The 17,830-nt window shown below is 52.6% G+C and carries 15 protein-coding genes; 4 read left to right on the top strand and 11 right to left on the bottom strand.

What is annotated here, in order from left to right; translation table 11 throughout:
- Positions 1-5: 5 nt before the first annotated feature.
- From amrB to GKC03_08455, 3 genes are read right to left on the bottom strand one after another with little or no spacing between them, the layout of a single operon-like run.
- Complete coding sequence (amrB, locus tag GKC03_08465) at positions 6-818, bottom strand: AmmeMemoRadiSam system protein B (GenBank protein ID NYT12562.1); 813 nt, start codon at positions 816-818, stop codon at positions 6-8.
- Positions 819-870: 52 nt separating this feature from the next.
- Positions 871-1,482 carry a 30S ribosomal protein S2 gene (locus GKC03_08460; protein ID NYT12561.1) on the bottom strand — a complete coding sequence of 204 codons (612 nt, stop codon included), beginning with the start codon at positions 1,480-1,482 and terminating at the stop codon, positions 871-873.
- A 9-nt stretch (positions 1,483-1,491) separates the two neighbouring features.
- On the bottom strand, positions 1,492-1,665 hold the full coding sequence (locus tag GKC03_08455; protein NYT12560.1) for a DNA-directed RNA polymerase subunit K: 174 nt from the start codon (positions 1,663-1,665) through the stop codon (positions 1,492-1,494).
- Between the two features lie 193 nt (positions 1,666-1,858).
- Between GKC03_08455 and budA the strand changes: the two genes are divergently transcribed.
- The gene (budA, locus tag GKC03_08450) at positions 1,859-2,581 is read left to right on the top strand and encodes an acetolactate decarboxylase (protein ID NYT12559.1); all 723 of its coding nucleotides are present in this window, start codon (positions 1,859-1,861) and stop codon (positions 2,579-2,581) included.
- Between the two features lie 3 nt (positions 2,582-2,584).
- On the opposite strand, the gene GKC03_08445 is transcribed toward budA, so the two are convergent.
- Together GKC03_08445 and GKC03_08440 are read right to left on the bottom strand one after the other, a co-directional pair.
- Entirely contained in the window at positions 2,585-3,070 is a 486-nt protein-coding gene (locus tag GKC03_08445) for a 3-isopropylmalate dehydratase small subunit (protein NYT12558.1), read from the bottom strand.
- 2 nt (positions 3,071-3,072) lie between these two features.
- On the bottom strand, positions 3,073-4,326 hold the full coding sequence (locus GKC03_08440) for a 3-isopropylmalate dehydratase large subunit (GenBank protein ID NYT12557.1): 1,254 nt from the start codon (positions 4,324-4,326) through the stop codon (positions 3,073-3,075).
- A gap of 220 nt (positions 4,327-4,546) precedes the next feature.
- Between GKC03_08440 and GKC03_08435 the strand changes: the two genes are divergently transcribed.
- Positions 4,547-4,891 carry a hypothetical protein gene (locus GKC03_08435; GenBank protein NYT12556.1) on the top strand — a complete coding sequence of 115 codons (345 nt, stop codon included), beginning with the start codon at positions 4,547-4,549 and terminating at the stop codon, positions 4,889-4,891.
- Between the two features lie 66 nt (positions 4,892-4,957).
- Here the strand turns inward: GKC03_08435 and GKC03_08430 are convergent, their stop codons facing one another.
- The gene (locus tag GKC03_08430) at positions 4,958-5,203 is read right to left on the bottom strand and encodes a hypothetical protein (GenBank protein ID NYT12555.1); all 246 of its coding nucleotides are present in this window, start codon (positions 5,201-5,203) and stop codon (positions 4,958-4,960) included.
- A 541-nt stretch (positions 5,204-5,744) separates the two neighbouring features.
- Here GKC03_08430 and acsA point away from each other — a divergent pair.
- Entirely contained in the window at positions 5,745-7,472 is a 1,728-nt protein-coding gene (gene acsA, locus GKC03_08425) for an acetate--CoA ligase (GenBank protein NYT12554.1), read from the top strand.
- Here acsA and GKC03_08420 read toward each other — a convergent pair whose 3' ends face one another.
- Both GKC03_08420 and GKC03_08415 read right to left on the bottom strand, forming a co-directional pair.
- Positions 7,473-7,868: a CBS domain-containing protein gene (locus GKC03_08420; GenBank protein ID NYT12553.1), complete on the bottom strand. Its 396-nt coding sequence runs from the start codon at positions 7,866-7,868 to the stop codon at positions 7,473-7,475.
- Positions 7,869-7,931: 63 nt separating this feature from the next.
- Positions 7,932-9,653, bottom strand: coding sequence for an ABC-ATPase domain-containing protein (locus tag GKC03_08415; protein ID NYT12552.1), 1,722 nt, complete (start codon positions 9,651-9,653; stop codon positions 7,932-7,934).
- A 148-nt stretch (positions 9,654-9,801) separates the two neighbouring features.
- Between GKC03_08415 and GKC03_08410 the strand changes: the two genes are divergently transcribed.
- Positions 9,802-10,839, top strand: a complete 1,038-nt coding sequence (locus tag GKC03_08410) for a polyprenyl synthetase family protein (GenBank protein ID NYT12551.1) — start codon at positions 9,802-9,804, stop codon at positions 10,837-10,839.
- Positions 10,840-10,862: 23 nt separating this feature from the next.
- On the opposite strand, the gene GKC03_08405 is transcribed toward GKC03_08410, so the two are convergent.
- The 3 genes from GKC03_08405 to GKC03_08395 form a co-directional block, all read right to left on the bottom strand.
- Positions 10,863-15,038, bottom strand: coding sequence for a hypothetical protein (locus GKC03_08405; protein NYT12550.1), 4,176 nt, complete (start codon positions 15,036-15,038; stop codon positions 10,863-10,865).
- Positions 15,039-15,418: 380 nt separating this feature from the next.
- Positions 15,419-16,702 carry a phosphopyruvate hydratase gene (eno, locus tag GKC03_08400; protein ID NYT12549.1) on the bottom strand — a complete coding sequence of 428 codons (1,284 nt, stop codon included), beginning with the start codon at positions 16,700-16,702 and terminating at the stop codon, positions 15,419-15,421.
- Positions 16,699-17,724: a phosphotransferase gene (locus GKC03_08395; protein NYT12548.1), complete on the bottom strand. Its 1,026-nt coding sequence runs from the start codon at positions 17,722-17,724 to the stop codon at positions 16,699-16,701. The genes eno and GKC03_08395 overlap by 4 nt, the downstream gene beginning before the upstream one ends.
- Positions 17,725-17,830 lie beyond the last annotated feature (106 nt).

Genomic DNA, 17,830 nt, shown 5'->3' with positions numbered 1-17,830 from the left:
GTAATTCATCGTCTCACCACGATTGCACCATAGCCTACGACCTCGGTGGAGGAAAATACCTCCCCCGAGTTTCCGTACCTGAGCAGTTCAGCCCTGGAGCCGTGCACCGCTTCCAACATGGCTATGACGGGGCCATATCCACAGGTGGACACGTCCTTTCTCATTACGGTCTCATACACTCCTTTAGTGTCCAGATCCAGCACCCTCTCGATAACTGCACCATCCTTTTCCCTTGCCTCTTTGGCGGGAATGTAATGTGAGAAATCGCTGGATGCTATGACCACCACATCCCTTCCGTGAATGGCCTCGCTGATCGCCCTTCCCAGCTCAATAGCGGTCTCGTAGTCCTGCAATGACATCAGTATCGGCACGAACGGGGTTCCTGGCGATAGATACTGAATGAATGGGAGCTGGACCTCGATCGAATGCTCATACTGGTGAGAGAAAGGTTCGTCTTCGATCCATCTGGTCAGCTTCCTGACCAGGTCCTTGTCCACCTTGGCGGCACCTAGAGGTGTGTGGAAATCCTGGGATGTAAGTGAGATAGCGGAGCCGAATCCCTGGTGATTCGGACCGATGATTATGAAAGCCTCTGGAAAACCGTCTCTAGCTAGAGCGTGGTACACATAGGCTGCGACCCAACCTGATGCGGCAAGGCTAGCGTGGGGTACTACTGCCCCCACTATGCTCCTTTCCCCCCTGATAACGGCGGGGATCTCCCCTGGTCCAAGGGGGTGAAGGAAGCAACGTTCCACTTCTTTCCTCAGGGAACCTCCTGAATCAGAGTAGAACCTCCCAGCGACAGCGGGATATCTCATGCTATCGCTGAATAAGATAGGGGGTGAGATATTTCTTTGTTTCGAAGGTGCTTCAGAGGCTAGCCTCGAAGTCCTCTATGGCCAGCTTGAAGTCCTCATCGTTGGTGATGAGACCCTTCTGCTTGAGGAATTCCCGTGTAAGGAGCCAGTAGATGCAGGCTAGTGCCCTTCGGCCCTTGTTGTTGGTGGGGATCACTAGATCCACATTCCTCGTCTCGTTGTTGGCATCGCACAATCCCACGATCGGAATGCTGATGTTGAGCGCTTCCGATAGCGCCTGGTTGTCCGCTGCTGGGTCGGTCACCAAGAGCACTTCGGGCTCAACATACTTTGGGATCTCAGGATTGGTAAGGGTCCCAGGTACGAATCTTCCCGCGAAGAACTTGGCTCCAATGATTTTGGCGAAGGTCTTGACTGGCTTCTGCCCATACTGCCTGGCAGAGACCACCAGGATGCGTTCGGGGTCATACCTGGCGAGGAACTTGGATGCCGCCCTGATCCTGTAGTCAGTCTGCTTCACATCGAGCACGTATAGGCCGTCAGACCTCACCTTGAAGATGAATCCTTTCATGTCAGCGCTCTTCTGCTGAGTACCAATGTGAACACCAGAGGTTAGATAAACATCCTCGGGTACCAGAAGCTCGTTTGTTGCATCCTCGCTCATCTAATAACCTCATATATCCCTATTTACAGTGATGGGAATCAATCCCTTATCGAACTCGAGCATGGCGATCATTATGGGATCGATCATCTCTTCGGGGATGTCTATGATTACAGGCGCGCCTAGTGATATCTGAAGTGCTCTCGCACCTATGATTCGCGCCTTTTCAAACCTAGTATACTCCATGAATTCACCGTTTCGGGAGTGTCCCGATATTAGCATGGCCCTTATAAACCTTTTGTAACTCCATGACTTGACCTAGAGCGACTGGGGACTCTGGAGCAAAGAGCAAACCGTTCTTTTCTTCTCGCTCTCTTCACCACGCCATACTGGAAATTGCAGTAATAGCATTATTAATCCATGGGTGGTGCGGGGTCCTATGGGCAAGCTACTTACGGCAGTCGCAGCGGTGACAATCGTCGCCTGTGTATGCGGAGCGACCGCTTACCTACTCCTACCAACGGGCCATGGTAGCGATGATATGTACCAGATCTCCACCCTTGAAGCCCTGTTCGAGGGTAGATATGATGGGGTAAAGGATGTGGATGACCTTATGGCATGCGGCGATACCGGATTGGGAACATTCGAAGGCCTGGACGGAGAGATGATCGTTTACGACGGCAAATGTTATCAGGTGACATCCGATGGTTTGGTGCAAGTGGCCTCCAACGATTTGGGTGTACCGTTCGCGTGCGTTGGTTACATGGATGTGGACCTCAGCTTCGACGTGAACACATCGATGAACATGAGCGATCTCGAGGCGTACATCTCGGAGAGGTTGCCCTCGAACGACACGTTCTACATCATTGAGATCCGGGGGCACTTTGATAATGTACTTGCCAGAAGCGTCCCCAAACAGGAGAAGCCCTATCCTCCACTTGAGGATGTGATCAAGAACCAGACGAAGTTCACCTACAGCGATATCGACGGAACGATAGTGGGAATATGGTGTCCATCCTACATCGGGGAAATGAACGCCGCAGGATTTCACTTCCATTTCATCAGTGAGGACAGGACCATGGGAGGCCATCTTCTGGACTGCGAGATATCCTCAGGGGCAGTATCATTGGATGATACTTCTAGACTCATAATAGATATGTAATGGTCAGATGGCAAGCTTTCGCTTCATGTAGCTGACCAGCCCCCCGCTCTCAAGTATTTCAAGAAGGAAGGGAGGCAGGGGCTCGAAGTCTATCCTGACGCCGTCAGCTTTTCTGGTCAGCGTCCCAGACTTGAGATCGAGCTCGACCTCGTCTCCCGCATCCAGAATCTTGACGGCCTCGTCGGAGATTATCACCGGCAGACCGACGTTGATGGCGTTCCTGTAGAATATTCTCGCAATGGAGCTTGCGAACACCGCCCCGACACCTTTCTCCTTCAAGACTGCTGGGGCCTGCTCCCGGCTGGATCCGCAGCCGAAGTTGCGACCCGATACGATCACGTCTCCCCCCGCCACGGCATTGGCGAAGCTCGGGTCGATGTCCTCCATGGCGTGCTTCGAAAGTGAGGTGATATCGTAGTCGTCGAGATACCTCCCAGGAATTATCAGGTCAGTGTTCACATGGTCACCATACTTCCAGACCCTGGCCATGCTCATACCTCTCTAGGATCAGTGATCTGGCCCTTCAATGCGCTCGCGGCGACAGTGTACGGCGAAGCGAGATAGATCTCCGCATTGGCACTGCCCATTCTTCCCCTGAAGTTGCGATTGGTGGTAGAAATGCACACCTCGCCTGAGGCCAGAAGACCCTGATGCCCCCCCAGACACGGTCCGCAACCGGGGTTCACGATTATCGCGCCCGATCTGATAAGGGAGATGGCAATCCCCGATTCTATGGCCTGCAGGTAAACGTCTCGAGAAGCAGGCACTGCAATCAGTCGGGTGCCCTTTGCGACCTTCTTTCCCCTGAGTATCTTCTCTGCTGCAGCGAAGTCCTCGAGCCGGCCGTTGGTACACGATCCCACAACGGCCTGGTCGATCCTTTTTCCTTGCACCTCTTCCACATCTACGACGTTGTCGACCCTATGAGGGCACGCCACCTTTGGCTGGAGCAGGGAAGCATTGAACCATTCTTCCCTCTCGATTATTGCAGAGGGATCGGTGAAAACCGGTTTCAACTCATTCGGAGTCCTTTCCCTCAGCCAATCTGCGGTTTTTCTATCCGGGAAGCATATTCCGACCTTAGCCCCCATTTCCATGCTCATATTGGACAAGGTCATGCGGCTTTCAATGCTCATCACATCAATAGCCTGCCCTACGAATTCAACGCACATATAGTCCGCACCATCCGCTCCCAGAGTACCAATGATCTCCAGAATGAGGTCCTTGGAAGCTACCCGTTGAGGAAGAGATCCATCGACGTGTATTCTCATTGTCTCGGGAACTCTCATCCATATCTCCCCCGTTGCCCAGATCGCAGCCATCTCCGTCGCTCCAATTCCGGTGGAGAAGGCTCCGAATGCGCCGTAGGTGGTGGTGTGACTGTCGGTGCCCACTATCAGCATGCCTGGGAGGACATGCCCCTTTTCAGGAAGAACCTGGTGACATACTCCCTCCCCCAGGTCGTAGAAGTAGGGAAGCTCCTGCACTTTGGCGAATTCCCTGACCACCTTATGGCTTTCCGCGGCCTTGGTAGAGTATGCTGGTACCCTGTGATCAAAGAGTATCACTATCCTATTGGGATCCCAAACCTCTTGGGCTCCGATCTCTCTGAAGGACTTGAGGACCATCGCAGCGCTCTCGTGTGACATTGCCAGATCTACCTTGGCATTGACCACCTGCCCCGGCATGGCCTTCTCTCCGCTAGCCCTTTCAAGAACTTTCTGGGCAAATGTCATTCCGGCCATCTGAGATGGGAAACGGTTGCCCGGATAAATCTATATTGGTATTCATTTGGTGGAAACCTACACAGTCCGCCTGCGGGGTAACAAAGACACCCGCATAGATTTCACCCGCCTATGACCTATTGCATACCACTCCCAAATTGATCTGTCCATCTATCGTTCTGGGGCAGGTCGAATCGCCCGAACCTTAAATAGGAAATCATTCGTGAATTTTCCTGATAGCATGACCGTCATATGCGCCATCTGCGGGGTGGATTTCGATATTGAGGCTGGTAAATGCCCTGAATGTGGATGCGAGAGGAAACTGGTCACGATTAGAGAAGAACTCAGGGTCGAGGATTGGATTGAATGGATCGATAGGGTGGCGAGGGATCCGGAATTCAGAGAGAGATATGGTCTTCGTTTCGAAGAGATAGCGGAATACGATAACGAGGAAGGTGAACCTACGCGGGAGACATGTATTGTGGATACGGTCCATGGCATCCGAATGCATGTGATAGAGACCAAGATCAGTAAAGGCGAATGGAAGATCTCCCGCCTCCATGAGGAGAGATTGGGTAAGCCATGAATGACGTTTGCCATGAGTGACCTCACTAGATTGGAATTCAATTTTCGAGCTCTGCATTCGTTCCTTTCAAATGACGATCAGGCAGATCGATACCGCGGCAGCGCCGTTGCTCAGTAAGATCATATGGAATGTCCAGATTCCTTTATCGAATTCCGAGGAGCCTGCAATGGTCAGATAGCCGCCATTGCTGACATGGCCATCTCCAGCTATGTCTAAGAGATGAAGCGTGAGTGTTTCGTTAAGCTGATAACTCGATGGACCGTCGAATGTGGCAACGAGAGCATCGAGTGATCCTGGTGGATAGGCAGCCAACTTGAATTGAATGAATTCTGTGTCAGGTATGCTATGGAATAAGGTCGATCTTATTCCAGAGCTATCCTTTAGCTTGAGTAGATGCCATCAGCGGTTCAGGGAGGGGATCTGGTGCGATGCCACCAGCTACCAAGAGGATAACGGCGGTCATGACAGATGGATGTGAGTATGAACTCTGCCACCAATGGAACCGCGGCTTTCCTGTCAATGATGGACCCCCTAATACTCACATTGTTAAACATGGAGAAATTTACAAGAACACCTTGCCTCCTGATTCTCAAATGGCGGACCACCATAACCATTCTCCCGAAAAGAAATCTAGAGAATGATACAACTTCTGGAATTGCCCGTTCTCTCATTACATTTAATGTTTTTGCGAATGAACTTCCAAAACGGTTATTACGGTGTTTGGTTTTTTCGAGATTCGCATAATGTATCGAGTGCAAACGCCCTTTACACTTCTGCAATTGTCGAACCCATTGTTCGATAATTTTTAATAATAAGCACACGTTGACCTTTCTTCCAACAGGGGAGCTAGATTATGGTGAATGAGAGGATTGCAGCGGATGCTATAGGCAATCTTAGCGATTACGAAAAGATCAGCAAGGAGTTCAGCTGGGCATCGGTAGATTGCGATTTCAACTGGGCTGATGATGGTGGCATATACAATATCGCCCATGAGGCCATCGACCGCCACGCCAATAGCTGGCGCAAGAACAAGATCGCCCTGTACTGGACTGGCCCCAATGGTGAGGAGAGGAAATTCACTTTCGGGGAGATGATGTCACTTTCAAACAAGTTCGCAAATGCTCTGAAGAACATGGGCGCAGAGAAGGGTGACCGTATTTTGGTCTTCCTGGACAGAATCCCCGAGATTTACGTCTCCGCAATGGGGATAATCAAGATGGGCGCCATTTTTGGACCCATGTTCTCGGCCTTTGGACCCGAGGCCGTTAAGGACCGTATGCTGGACTCCGGGGCCAAGTTCCTTGTCACCCAACCATACCTCTACAAGAGGATCGAGCCCATCATGGAGGACCTTACCGCCCTTGAGAAAGTAATTCTTATAGAGGGAGATTGCGAACCACTGGACGAGAAGTGCGTCCATTACTTGGACATAATGAAGGATGCGTCTTCGAATTTCGAGGTTGTCCCGCTTTCGCCCACGGATCCCTACGCCATCCACTACACTTCAGGCACAACGGGGAAACCCAAAGGCGTTCTACTTGGCCATAGGGCCATGCAGCACCAACTGACCACATCTAGGTGGGTGCTTGATCTCAAGGAGGATGATACTTATTGGTGCACCGCCGACCCTGGATGGGTGACTGGAACATCTTATGGTATTTTCGGTCCCTGGCTGCTTGGATCATCCATAGTCTGTTACTCGGGAAGATTCGATGCCGCTACCTGGTATTCGCTTCTTGAGAAATACGGCGTCACCGTCTGGTACACTGCCCCCACGGCACTGAGGATGCTCATCAAGGCTGGCGACGAGCTTGTCGGCCAATTCGACCTTTCATCTCTGAGGCATATCTGCAGCGTGGGAGAACCTCTCAACCCTGAAGTGATAAGATGGTCGAGAAGCATCATTGGCCTCCCAGTATACGATACCTGGTGGCAGACGGAGACGGGAGGTCACATGATCTGCAACTATCCGTGCATGGATATCAAACCAGGTTCCATGGGTAGGCCCATCCCAGGCGTCAGCGCTGCGGTAGTTGACGAGGATGGTAATGAGCTGCCCCCTGGGAACGAGGGATTCCTGGCGATTCGCCCTGGATGGCCCGCCATGATGCTCGGGATCTGGCGCAACGTCCCCAGATTCAAAGAGTACTTCCGGGTGCCTGGATGGTACGTTTCAGGCGATGTGGCCATAATGGACGAGGAAGGATACTTCTGGTTCATGGGCCGCGCCGACGATGTCATTAAGACCTCAGGAGAGAGGGTCGGTCCGTTCGAGGTGGAGAGTGCCCTCATCGAATTCCCTTCGGTCGCCGAGGCGGGCGTTATCGGCAAGCCTGACGAATTGAGGGGAGAGATCATCAAGGCCTTCGTGACCCTTCGTCCTGGTTACAAGCCCTCAGAAGCGCTCAAGAAGGAGATCATCAAGTTCGTTGGTCAGAGGTTGGCCGCACATGCCAAGCCACGGGAGATTGAATTCGTTGATAACCTTCCCAAGACAAGAAGCGGGAAGATAATGAGGCGCCTCCTCAAAGCTCGGGAGATGGGACTTGAGGTAGGAGATACCTCAACTCTCGAGGATTGATCATTCAAAGGCGATCTTGGCCGAGCACCAGTCAAACATGCTCTTCCAGCTGAGGAAACCCACCAGCTCCTGATCCTCCCCTACGACCGGTAGGTGCCTGATATCCTTCTGGGCCATGATCGTGAATGCATCTATGAGGTCATCTTCTGGACCTACTGTAACTGGTGGGGAGCTCATGACCTCGGAAACGCTCATGTAAAGAAACTTAGACTGGCTCATGAGGTAGTGCCTGAGCAGATCCCTCTCGGTAAAGATCCCGACCAACTTGTCATCATCAATGACAACAACACTGCCCTTGTCATTCTCCACCATGACCTCGACCGCGGTGATGACAGAGTCCCCCGGAGTCACGATCTCGTTCTTGGGGGTCATGAATTCCTTGACCTTTCGAGCCATTTTATCGTACTGTGATTGGAATATGGTAAATTAAGTTAATTGTCCTGGGGTTCGGTTCCGGCATTAACCTCTGTGAGATTGGTAAACTTCGAGCGTCCTCAATCGGTTGATCGCAGCAGCGAGCTCTTGAGCCCTGAAAAGGGCATAGTCGCCAACAGGCCTTTCGCTTAGGACATCCAACCCACGCTTGGAGATGTCTTCCATGACCCTGCTCACCAGCTCCTTGATGGTCATGTGCTCTCTCATTAGACCCATGGCATAGTAAATGGCATCCCCTATTGCCCTGGTCTGGGAGGAGTCTACGAGCTGCTCCACCTCTCCCAGATCAATGTTGTGAGTGCCGAAGGTGATAGACTGCAGTCCCTTGGAGGATATCTTCACATCCCTCCTCCCCTTCGATGGATCGAAACTGCGGGCCAGTGGAATGCGATGCGTCAGACTGCCGTACGCGTCCCCTCCCTCCTGAATCCTCTGAGTCCTGTACCTCTCGGCTACATTCCGTGCTTCATCCGTGAGGTCGTGAGGAAGGTAGTCTATCATGCAGATAACCCTGTCCGCCACCTCAAAGTAATCACCTGATCCCCCGATCACGAGTATGGTGGAGACGCCCAGGTCGCTGTGAAGTTGGCGCACCTTGTCCACGAAGGGGGTGATCGGTTCCTTTTCCTTCGAGACCAGCTCTTGCATCCGCTGGTCGCGGATCATGAAATTTGTGGCCGAGGTGTCTTCGTCGATGAGCAGCAGGGATGAGCCCACTTCGAGCGACTCAACGATGTTCGCCGCCTGGGAAGTGCTTCCGCTGGCATCCTCGGTACTGAATTGGACCGTGTCCCTTCCGAATGGCAAGTTGTCTATGAAAGGGGAGATATCCGTCTTCTCTATCCTCCTTCCATCTTCCGCCCTGATCTTCATGGCGGTTGGGTCGGTGACGACCAGCTCCCTACCGTCTCCGGGAATGTGATTGTAGACGCCCAGCTCCAATGCATTCAGGAAGGTGGACTTGCCGTGATATCCTCCCCCCACTATGAGGGTGACCCCTCTTGGTATGCCCATTCCACTGACTTTACCGGCATTGGGCAAGTTCACCTCCATACGAAGGGATCGTGGGGATCGAAATCCTACCACATTACCAGTTCTCAGAGGACGCGGGTCCACACCGCTGGCTCTGGGCAGCACCGCCCCATCTGCCACGAAGGCCACAAGTCCCATTCCATCCAAACTATCACGAAGGAAATCCGCATCTTCCGCCGCCTTGATGTGTTGAAAGAGTGCCCTTTCATTCATGCTTTCGAAGAGGAGGGACGCTCGCACGATGCTGGGAAGCTCCTCCATGAACATCGAAATCGCATGGGTTCCGGCCACACGGCGTCCAAACGCTGGAAGCCCCATCACGAAGCGGACCTCCACCTTCCCTGGATCGATGAAAGCTGAGGTCCTTTCCAGGATCTCCTGGCCGGGACGATCGATGGCGATCAACCCTCCCTTACCCATACCTCTGCTGCCTTTCGAGTATTGGCGGGCAGATTCGTAGAATCTACGAGTGATGAAATCCCTTAACGCAATTGATCTGCTCTTGCCTGCAAAGGTCTCCTTTGGAAAGCCGGCAAGACGCTGTGGGACCATGACCCTCACTCGACTCGGAGTCGCGAATGGATCTCCCTGAACATGGTCGATGATGAGTGTGAAGAGATCGAAATTGTACTCTCCGCGGATGTCCAAGTAGGCCTTGTATCCCCTTCCATCGATGCGACTGAGAGTGTTTCTTAGATCGATTTCCCTCTTCATACTTCAGACCTTTTGGGCTATCGTGATCGTCCATGATAACTCTTGTGCGGTCTTCTTGAAAAGCGATATCCATCCCTAGAAGTCTCGATCCTCTCCTTCGAATCAAAAAGGTTATTCGTTTCTGACAACAATAGTTCCGAAAGGTAATATGAGCTTCGAAGAGGTACTGGACGAACAGAGCAGGTTAGTGGAGGTAGAGCTGAAGAGGTTCTTGGGAGAAGAGAGGCTGAGAGGGCATGGATACCACCGATTGATCGGACAGCTCTACGATGCGATCGAGGAGTACTCTACCAGAGGCGGGAAGAGGTTGGCCGCCTGCTCGACGCTTGTCACCTATGAAGGATACACGGGCCATATTGACGACAGGATCGTTAAGGTGGCCTGCGGTGTCGAAGTGTACAGGCACTGCATCCTGGTCCATGATGATCTCGTGGACAGGGACGAGACACGAAGGGGCGGTGGCACGCTGCATATGATGATGATAGGTGAAATGGATAACCGTTTCGGGGAGGGAACGGCGGTTTTCGCCGGTGATATTCTAAGTTCCATGGCGTTGAGGCCTATCATCCATTCCGGGTTCGAGGCAGAGAAGATCATGGAGGTGGTGGACATGATCAACACCGAGTACCAGGAGGTCAATGAGAGCCAGATACTCGACCTCATGTTCGAGTACACCTCCCCTGACAGGATCGAGTGGGAGATCATGGCAAGCAAGAGGGCTGCCTCACTTTTCAGGGCAACCCTTCTCGCGGGTGCCATCCTTGGCGAAGCCCCAGCTGAGGACCTGTTCCTCTTGAGAGAAGCGGGGGAACACATCGGCTTCGCTTTTGACATCCAGGATGACATCATCGACACCTTCGCGTCCGAGGAACAGTATGGAAGAGTGCCCTGCGGTGATGTCCATAAGGGTAAGAAGCCTCTCCACATCGTCCTGGCGATGGAAAAGGACGATCGATTTGCCCAGCTGATGATCCAAGCCTACGGAAGGGAAGGTGCAGTAGAGGTGGATGAGGTCAGGAACAGAATCGTCGAATCGGGGGCCCTGGAAGAAGCAAAGGATATCTCCAGGCAACATGCTGATATCGCAATTGAAAGGATCAGGGCCACCAGCATGGAGGATCGATCAAAGGATTTCTTCATCTCTTTCATCGACTTTGTGAAAGAAAGCCTGGATTGGTATAGTTAAGAATGAAAAGAAGAGAAAGAGGTTTAATGGGTGGTTCGCCAGATCAAAGGATCTATCTGAGGATCTGCGGAAATTATCCCGGTCTTCGCGGCCAATTGAGGTAGAGACGATGTGTCAGGCATAGTCTGCGCGGCGAGTAGCAACGGTGTTTCTGAGATTGACGACTCGCTCAGCGCCGATAGGGTCGGGGTGGCGGACACCTCATTCGATCGTGGTCCATAGCCGACCTCATTTGCCGCACTCACCGAAAAGTAGTACGTCTGGCCGTTGTTGAGATTGCTGAGTGTGTACTGGTTGACGTTGCCAACCGTGAAGACGTAGTACCATGATTGGCCTTCCATCATTCTGTAGACCTTGTAACCGGTTATCTGAGATCCACCGTCATCTGCCGGAGGGCTCCAATGTAGGATCACCGATTGGGTTCCAGTCTCGGTCCAGAGGTTCAATGGTTTACCCGGTACGGTCAACTCTGAAGATGACCTGGGTGTCGCGGATATTGTTCCGGTGGAATCTCCCTCGCCCGCCGCGTTGACCGCGGTGACCTTGTAGTAGTAGGTCACGCCGTTGGTCACCGAGCTGTCGGTAAATGATGTCCCGGTCAGCGTGGTGAACAGAGGCATGTAGCTTGAAGAGGTCCCGCGGTAGACCCTGTATCCGGTGATCGAAGAACCTCCGTCATCTGCTGGCTTGTACCAGGTCAGGCCGATCGTACCGTCTCCAGATGATGCCGACAAAGAGAGAGGTGCCGACGGTCTCTCTATCGTGGCCTGCGGTGTCACCGAAATGGTAGAGGAGCTTGGCCCCTCGCCAGCAAGATTCACAGCGGTTATCCTGTAGTAGTAGATCTGCCCGTTGACAACAGAGCTATCCACATATCCAAGTCCTGAGACCTGTACGAGGAAAGACTGTGTTGAGGAAGAGGTCCCCCTGTATACCCTGTAGCTGGTGATCTGTGAACCCCCATCGCTAGAGGGAGTCTGCCAACTCAGACTAACCTCACCATTACCACCAACGGCATTGAGGTTCTGCGGGGAGGAGGGTACTGAGATGCCCCCTCCCGGCTTCACCGTAATCTCCTCACTTCTCGGCCCGTAGCCCAAATCATTCATGGCGGAGACGGAGAACAGGTAATTCTGGCCACTGGTCAATCCGGTGAAGGTGTATGAGGTCTGGACCCCTATGGTGTAGACGTAATACCACGAAGCCCCCTCGGTCCTTCGATAGATCTTGTACCCGGTGATCTGGTATCCACCATCATCAGCCGGAGGGTTCCATGAGAGAATGACGGTTGTTTCACCTGGAACCCCGACAAGGTTCTGAGGTGCCGATGGAACCGTTTTCTCCGCAGGTTCCTGCGGAGTGGCCGACGCAACGCTAGATCTGTCTCCCTCGCCCGCTGAGTTCACCGCTGATACGGAGTAGTAGTAAGTCACCCCGTTGGTCACGGAAGTGTCAGCGTACGACGTTGAGATCACAGTTGTCAGGTAGGACTGATAGGAGGAACTGGTTCCCCTGTACACCTTGTAACTGGTGATCTCCGCGCCTCCATTGTCCAAGGGAGCGTTCCAGCTAAGGTCTATCCTGCTGTTACCAGCGTTGGCATTGAGTCCGATTGGTGCCGATGGAGGAGAGGTCGATTGGGTCGGGGTCGCAGAGACCGCCGTGCAGCGAGATCCCTCACCCACCGAGTTGACCGCAGACACGCTGAAGTAGTAGGTCAGACCGTTGGTGAGCCCGGTATTCTGGTACTGGGTCGAGGACACTAATGCCACGAAAGAAAGCGAGCCAGAACTGTATCCTCTGTATATCCTGTATCCAGTGATTGGGGAGCCACCATCATCGGCAGGTGCCTGCCAGTTGAGTGTGACCTTGGAATCACCAGGTGAGGCTGAGAGCCCTACCGGAGTTCCAGGTACATTCGACTGTGCTTCAGGTTTTGCTGAAACCTGGCTGGACTTTGGCCCCTCCCCCACGTAGTAGTAGGTGTTTCCGTTGGTGACCGAGCTGTCGGTGTAGGATGTTGAGGTGACCGAGGTCACCAGGGACAGGCTGTAGGAGCTAGTTCCCCTGTATATCCTGTACTGGGTGATCGACGAACCGCCATCATTCGATGGGGCGTTCCAGCTCAATGTAACCCGGGAATCTCCAGGGGTCGCCGAGAGCGATGTTGGGGCCCCAGGCACTGTGGACGCAGAGGCACCAGGAACTGCAGAGATCTCACTGCATTTCGGCCCGTAGCCCAAATCATTCATGGCGCAGACAGAGAATAGGTAGGTAACTCCGTTCGTCAGCCCACTGAAGGTGTACGAGGTCTGGACCCCTATGGTGTAGACGTAATACCACGAAGCCCCCTCGGTCCTTCGATAGATCTTGTACCCGGTGATCTGGTATCCACCATCATCAGCCGGAGGGTTCCATGAGAGAACAACCGTAGAGTCCCCTGGGGTCCCAACGAGGTTCTGAGGTGCCGATGGAACATCGGTACCCGAGGAAGCCTCTGGCCGGGCTGAATAGTAGTAGGTGTTTCCGTTGGTGACCGAGCTGTCGGTGTAGGATGTTGAGGTGACCGAGGTCACCAGGGACAGGCTGTAGGAGCTAGTTCCCCTGTATATCCTGTACTGGGTGATCGACGAACCGCCATCATTCGATGGGGCGCTCCAGCCTAGAGACACCCTTCCATCTCCGGCCGAAGCCTGAAGATTCGTGGGCGATCCTGGTAAAGAAGGCCCCGAAGATGCGAAGCTGGTAGTCAGCTCGCAGGGCGTGTAGGCTGGGACATTTCCGGGCATTGCAGATATGTCATCGGGATCTCCAGGTGTGTAAGCATTGTACTTTTCCACCTTGAACGAGCTCACCTGACCGTAGTAGGTCGATGAACCCACGGTCATGGAGAACTCATCCGCACCAGCTAGGAGATCGTTGTTGAACTCAGTGATATCCAAGCACAGAAAGTTCGGGAATCTTAGAGTGCTTCCACCGCTGTTAATTGCGTAGTATAGGTCCTTGCTGTCCCTCTGCATGCCGTTGGAAGAAATGTCAAATGAGATGTCAGCATCCCTGGTAGGCGACTGGGAGAACTCCCATGTCGCCAGCAGCTTGGGCTGGTAATCAGTGGAATCAATGAAGTATCCAGTACCGAGTCTGTCACCTATCTCCTTGAACGCTTCGTACGTGAGCCAGTAGTATCCGCTATCGGCAAAATTGGAACCCCAGGAATTCACAATCCTGAAGGCACCGACCTCCCCATCCTCACTAACATAATCATCATATCCCACGATTGTCTGGGCATGGTTAATTGTGGAGGACGCGTACTCAATTGAGGAGATCTTCCAGTTGCCATCAGCGAATCCAGGCTGATACATATTGGCATCGAAGGCGATCGTTACTGGGGTCCCTGATGCGAGAAGTTCCTTCACGTCTTCAACGGTAGCATCGCCGTTGAAACTCATTGTGAAGAAATCAACAGACCTGTGAAGTGGAGCCTCTCTCATAGCACTCTCGCTTCCCCAGGAACTGAAATCTGTGTCGGAGTAAGGCATGGTAGCCATCGTTGCCACCCCCCACTCTTTTATGATGTCGGTGTTCCTGATGATCGAGGATCCTGAATCCGTACCTCCGTTCGCACGGTTGTATGTCCATGCGGGGGAGATCAGGTGGGCGGGGTTACCAGTACTGGCACCGGTCCATCCATTGTCCTTTGCTTCGAGATATCCATAGGCGTAGTAAGTGATCGCCCACGCAGCGCATGAACCTTGAAGCCCCTGGGTAGCGACCTTGGGGAAGTAGGGTTCGGTGGAGATGTCGACCGAGCTCGGTATGCTTCCGAGGCTGGTTACGCCATCTACCAGGTTGATACTGCTGGATAAAGCGTCCCATTCACTACTGGTCAGAGGGGCAAGACCTGTACCCATCTTGTCCATGAGCACATTGTAATTGCCACTCTCATCCCTTACACCCCAGACGCTCTTCAAACTCGCTAAATCATCTTGAGACGGATTATGGTAAGTGATACTTAGATTGCTATTGACGATACTCATCATGATTGGGGGACTGTCCGCCCCCACGGAGATGTCTATTTGCTCCTGATGCTCACCAGCTGAGCTAGATATCCCAGAAATCGCTGTACCGATGAACATCGCCGCAACAGCCACCACTATGATGGTGGCTAGCATGTGTGGTATTCTGTTCGATTGCTTCAAACGTTCCTCCCCCTTCCGTCCTACTTTTGTGGGAGGGTTTCTGTTCACGGCATTTATCGATTCAATGCTGCTTTCAAAAAGGCAAGCTGCTCTTTGAAGCCCCCTAATCATCGAATATACCCAACAATCCCTTCCAATGTTGGGTTGCCATTGGGTCGGAGAACCCTTCTCACCTTATAAGTACTTCTCTACTGGATTAATAAGGGAAATAGCAAGAAAATTATATACAAAATTGTCTAGAAAAATAGATATAAACTCCGTTAAGTTACATTCGTAAAATCACATATTATCTATTTTGAGAATAATAATATTGTGCGCTCTTTTCTAAAAATTTGATTATTCTCTAAGTTTTCTAGGTGGATAATTCAATGGTGTTAACATTAATCGCCGTTAAAGGAAAGGGCTGCGAATCCCGCATATTTCGCTCCGTATTCTTTGGTGATTTCCAAGAGCCGATTGTACTTCGATGTTCTCCCGGAGCCTATGTGAGAGCCGAGCTTTAACTGCCCGGCGTCGAGACCTACTGCTAGGTCGGATATGGTCGTGTCACAGGTTTCCCCCGACCTTGCCGATATGACAGTTCCAAAGCCTGCCTCCTTTGCTTTTCTTGTGGCCGCCACCGCACCGGTAATCGTTCCAACCTGGTTGGGCTTGATCAGAATGGCATTGGCTGTCCCCTCCTCTATTGCTCTTTTCAGCCGCTCCAGGTTGGTGACGAGAAGGTCGTCACCAAGCACCTGACATCTACCACCGATCCTGAGTGTGAGCTCTCTCCAGCCATCCCAGTCATCCTCTCCTAAGGGGTCTTCGACGGAAACGATGTGATGGTCCTCGACCCACTCACTGATTTGATCGACCCATTCTTCTCTGGAGAACCTCTTTTCCTCGCTCTCCAACAGGTAATCGCCAGAAGCAGGATCCCAGAAATGTGTTGATGCAACGTCCAACGCCAGAGCTACGTCACCCCGCGAATGGCTGTGCCCTGCCCTCTCGATGCCTCCCTCAACAAGCTCGAACGCTTCAGCAATACTTCCCAGCGGTGGCGAAAGGCCGCCTTCGTCTCCCACCACAGGCTGGTTACCGGATTCGATGACCATTCCCCTTATCTCATTGAAGACCGCCCAGGCAATCTCATAGGCCTCCATGAGAGAATGGGCACGGGTGGGGATGATCGAGAAATCCTGGACCTCGATGCCCCCCTGGGCATGAACTCCAGCATTGAGCATCTGGAACAGGGGCATGGGAATTCTGCCAGGTTTCCCGTCAGATAAGTGGACGTAAAGCGGTATGCCCAGTGAATTAGCAGCGGCATGAGCTGACGCTCCAGATACTCCCAGTACGGCGTTTGCTCCCAGGTTGGAAAGATTGTCAGTACCGTCCTTCTCGACCAGGGCGAGATCTATGCCCCTCTGGTCTGATGCATCCATGCCCTGTACCACAGGCGCAAGTTCCTTCAGGATGTTTTCGACAGCCCGGCGTACTCCTTTTCCACCCATTCTTGATCCGCCATCTCTCAGCTCCAGCGCCTCGTGGGCTCCCGTTGAAGCACCAGAAGGTACGGTGAATATCCCTTTTCCACTATCGGTTCGGATCATTGTCCTGACCGTAGGGTTTCCCCTCGAATCGAGGACCTCCCAGGCATCGACTTCCCTAATGACAGTCATTGATTTACCTCCTCTCTGACGATATCGGCGAAATCCTGCAGCGATCTCAGGCCCTCCTTCAACGATCTCTTGGAGATCCGCTTGAGAGTTTGCGCCTCTCGAGCTGAGTTCAGATATTCGATTGGAGATTTCCCATCAACTCGGGCCAGCATCAGGCATCCCAGCTCGCTCACCGTCTCCTTCTCAATATCCCAATCGACGCATGTGTCGTACGACTCCCAGAATCTCATGGCCGCCTCTATGAACTCTTCTCTCCTGTCTGTCAAATGGACGGACTTGATGAACAGGTGGTTGAGCATGAATCCCGTATCGAAGGAGGGATCTCCCCAATGGGCTACCTCCATGTCGAATAACCAGAGCTGTGCTCCACGTCCAGAGCGGTTCACCAGGATGCTTTTAGGGCTGTAATCTCCGTGGACGATGGTCATCCCCTCCGAGTACACCCTATCCGCCTCCTTGAGAATTATTTTGGCAACGTCCGGATTCCTGCTTGCCGTGGTACGGTGGTAGGGATCAATCCTGAGCTCATCGAAGTGTTCCTTAAAGGAGAACCTGGACCTTATACGGGAATCCTTCGAAGCCAGGAACTGTACCTTTCCTAATAGAGTTCCTAATCTTTGGGCCACCTCGATATCTACATCACCTCCCAGGAGCTCGGTCTTCCACATTTCTGTCTTTTCGCTAGGTATGCACTCCATCGCAATGATGTGCTCCTCAAAATCCTCGTGGTGTACCGCCGGAACACTGGCCCAGTCCAGGTCTGATTCCTCCATCAGCCTTCGATATGTTCTCAGCGCATCGGCCTCGATATGAATCCTTCGAAGGTCAGCCGGCCAATCCATTTTCACATTGAGTTTCTCACGTGGCTGCTTGACCACGAGGCAACCATCGTCCCATTCTATCATGATGACCTGATTGGAAATCCCACCGCCAAGTGGTCTTGCGGTCGGCTTGGAATCCTCTGGAGTCATTTCAATTCGTTTCAGATAGTCCACCGCGGATCGTGGGTTGATCTCCAGCATGATGATTCTCCCTAGCTAGGGAGCTAATGGGCAATAGAGTTTGTAATTCTTGGTATTTGAACAACTTGTCTTCAAGTGGACCTGCGAAATGCGTGGATGCCGGTAC

It is taken from the genome of Methanomassiliicoccales archaeon (assembly GCA_013415695.1).
In the GTDB taxonomy this organism is placed as follows: Archaea; Thermoplasmatota; Thermoplasmata; order Methanomassiliicoccales; family JAAEEP01; genus JAAEEP01.
Note: the sequence above shows the minus strand (reverse complement) of the source record. Positions and strands in the feature narration are given on the sequence as shown.

Excerpts from the sequence above, each read along its gene's own strand:
- GKC03_08440 (NYT12557.1), bottom strand. The coding sequence starts at position 4,326 with ATGGCCGGAATGACATTTGCCCAGAAAGTTCTTGAAAGGGCTAGCGGA.
- GKC03_08415 (NYT12552.1), bottom strand. The coding sequence starts at position 9,653 with ATGAAGAGGGAAATCGATCTAAGAAACACTCTCAGTCGCATCGATGGA.
- budA (NYT12559.1), top strand. The coding sequence starts at position 1,859 with ATGGGCAAGCTACTTACGGCAGTCGCAGCGGTGACAATCGTCGCCTGT.
- GKC03_08395 (NYT12548.1), bottom strand. The coding sequence starts at position 17,724 with ATGCTGGAGATCAACCCACGATCCGCGGTGGACTATCTGAAACGAATT.
- GKC03_08420 (NYT12553.1), bottom strand. The coding sequence starts at position 7,868 with ATGGCTCGAAAGGTCAAGGAATTCATGACCCCCAAGAACGAGATCGTG.
- acsA (NYT12554.1), top strand. The coding sequence starts at position 5,745 with ATGGTGAATGAGAGGATTGCAGCGGATGCTATAGGCAATCTTAGCGAT.
- eno (NYT12549.1), bottom strand. The coding sequence starts at position 16,702 with ATGACTGTCATTAGGGAAGTCGATGCCTGGGAGGTCCTCGATTCGAGG.
- amrB (NYT12562.1), bottom strand. The coding sequence starts at position 818 with ATGAGATATCCCGCTGTCGCTGGGAGGTTCTACTCTGATTCAGGAGGT.
- GKC03_08410 (NYT12551.1), top strand. The coding sequence starts at position 9,802 with ATGAGCTTCGAAGAGGTACTGGACGAACAGAGCAGGTTAGTGGAGGTA.
- GKC03_08455 (NYT12560.1), bottom strand. The coding sequence starts at position 1,665 with ATGGAGTATACTAGGTTTGAAAAGGCGCGAATCATAGGTGCGAGAGCA.
- GKC03_08435 (NYT12556.1), top strand. The coding sequence starts at position 4,547 with ATGACCGTCATATGCGCCATCTGCGGGGTGGATTTCGATATTGAGGCT.
- GKC03_08460 (NYT12561.1), bottom strand. The coding sequence starts at position 1,482 with ATGAGCGAGGATGCAACAAACGAGCTTCTGGTACCCGAGGATGTTTAT.
- GKC03_08445 (NYT12558.1), bottom strand. The coding sequence starts at position 3,070 with ATGGCCAGGGTCTGGAAGTATGGTGACCATGTGAACACTGACCTGATA.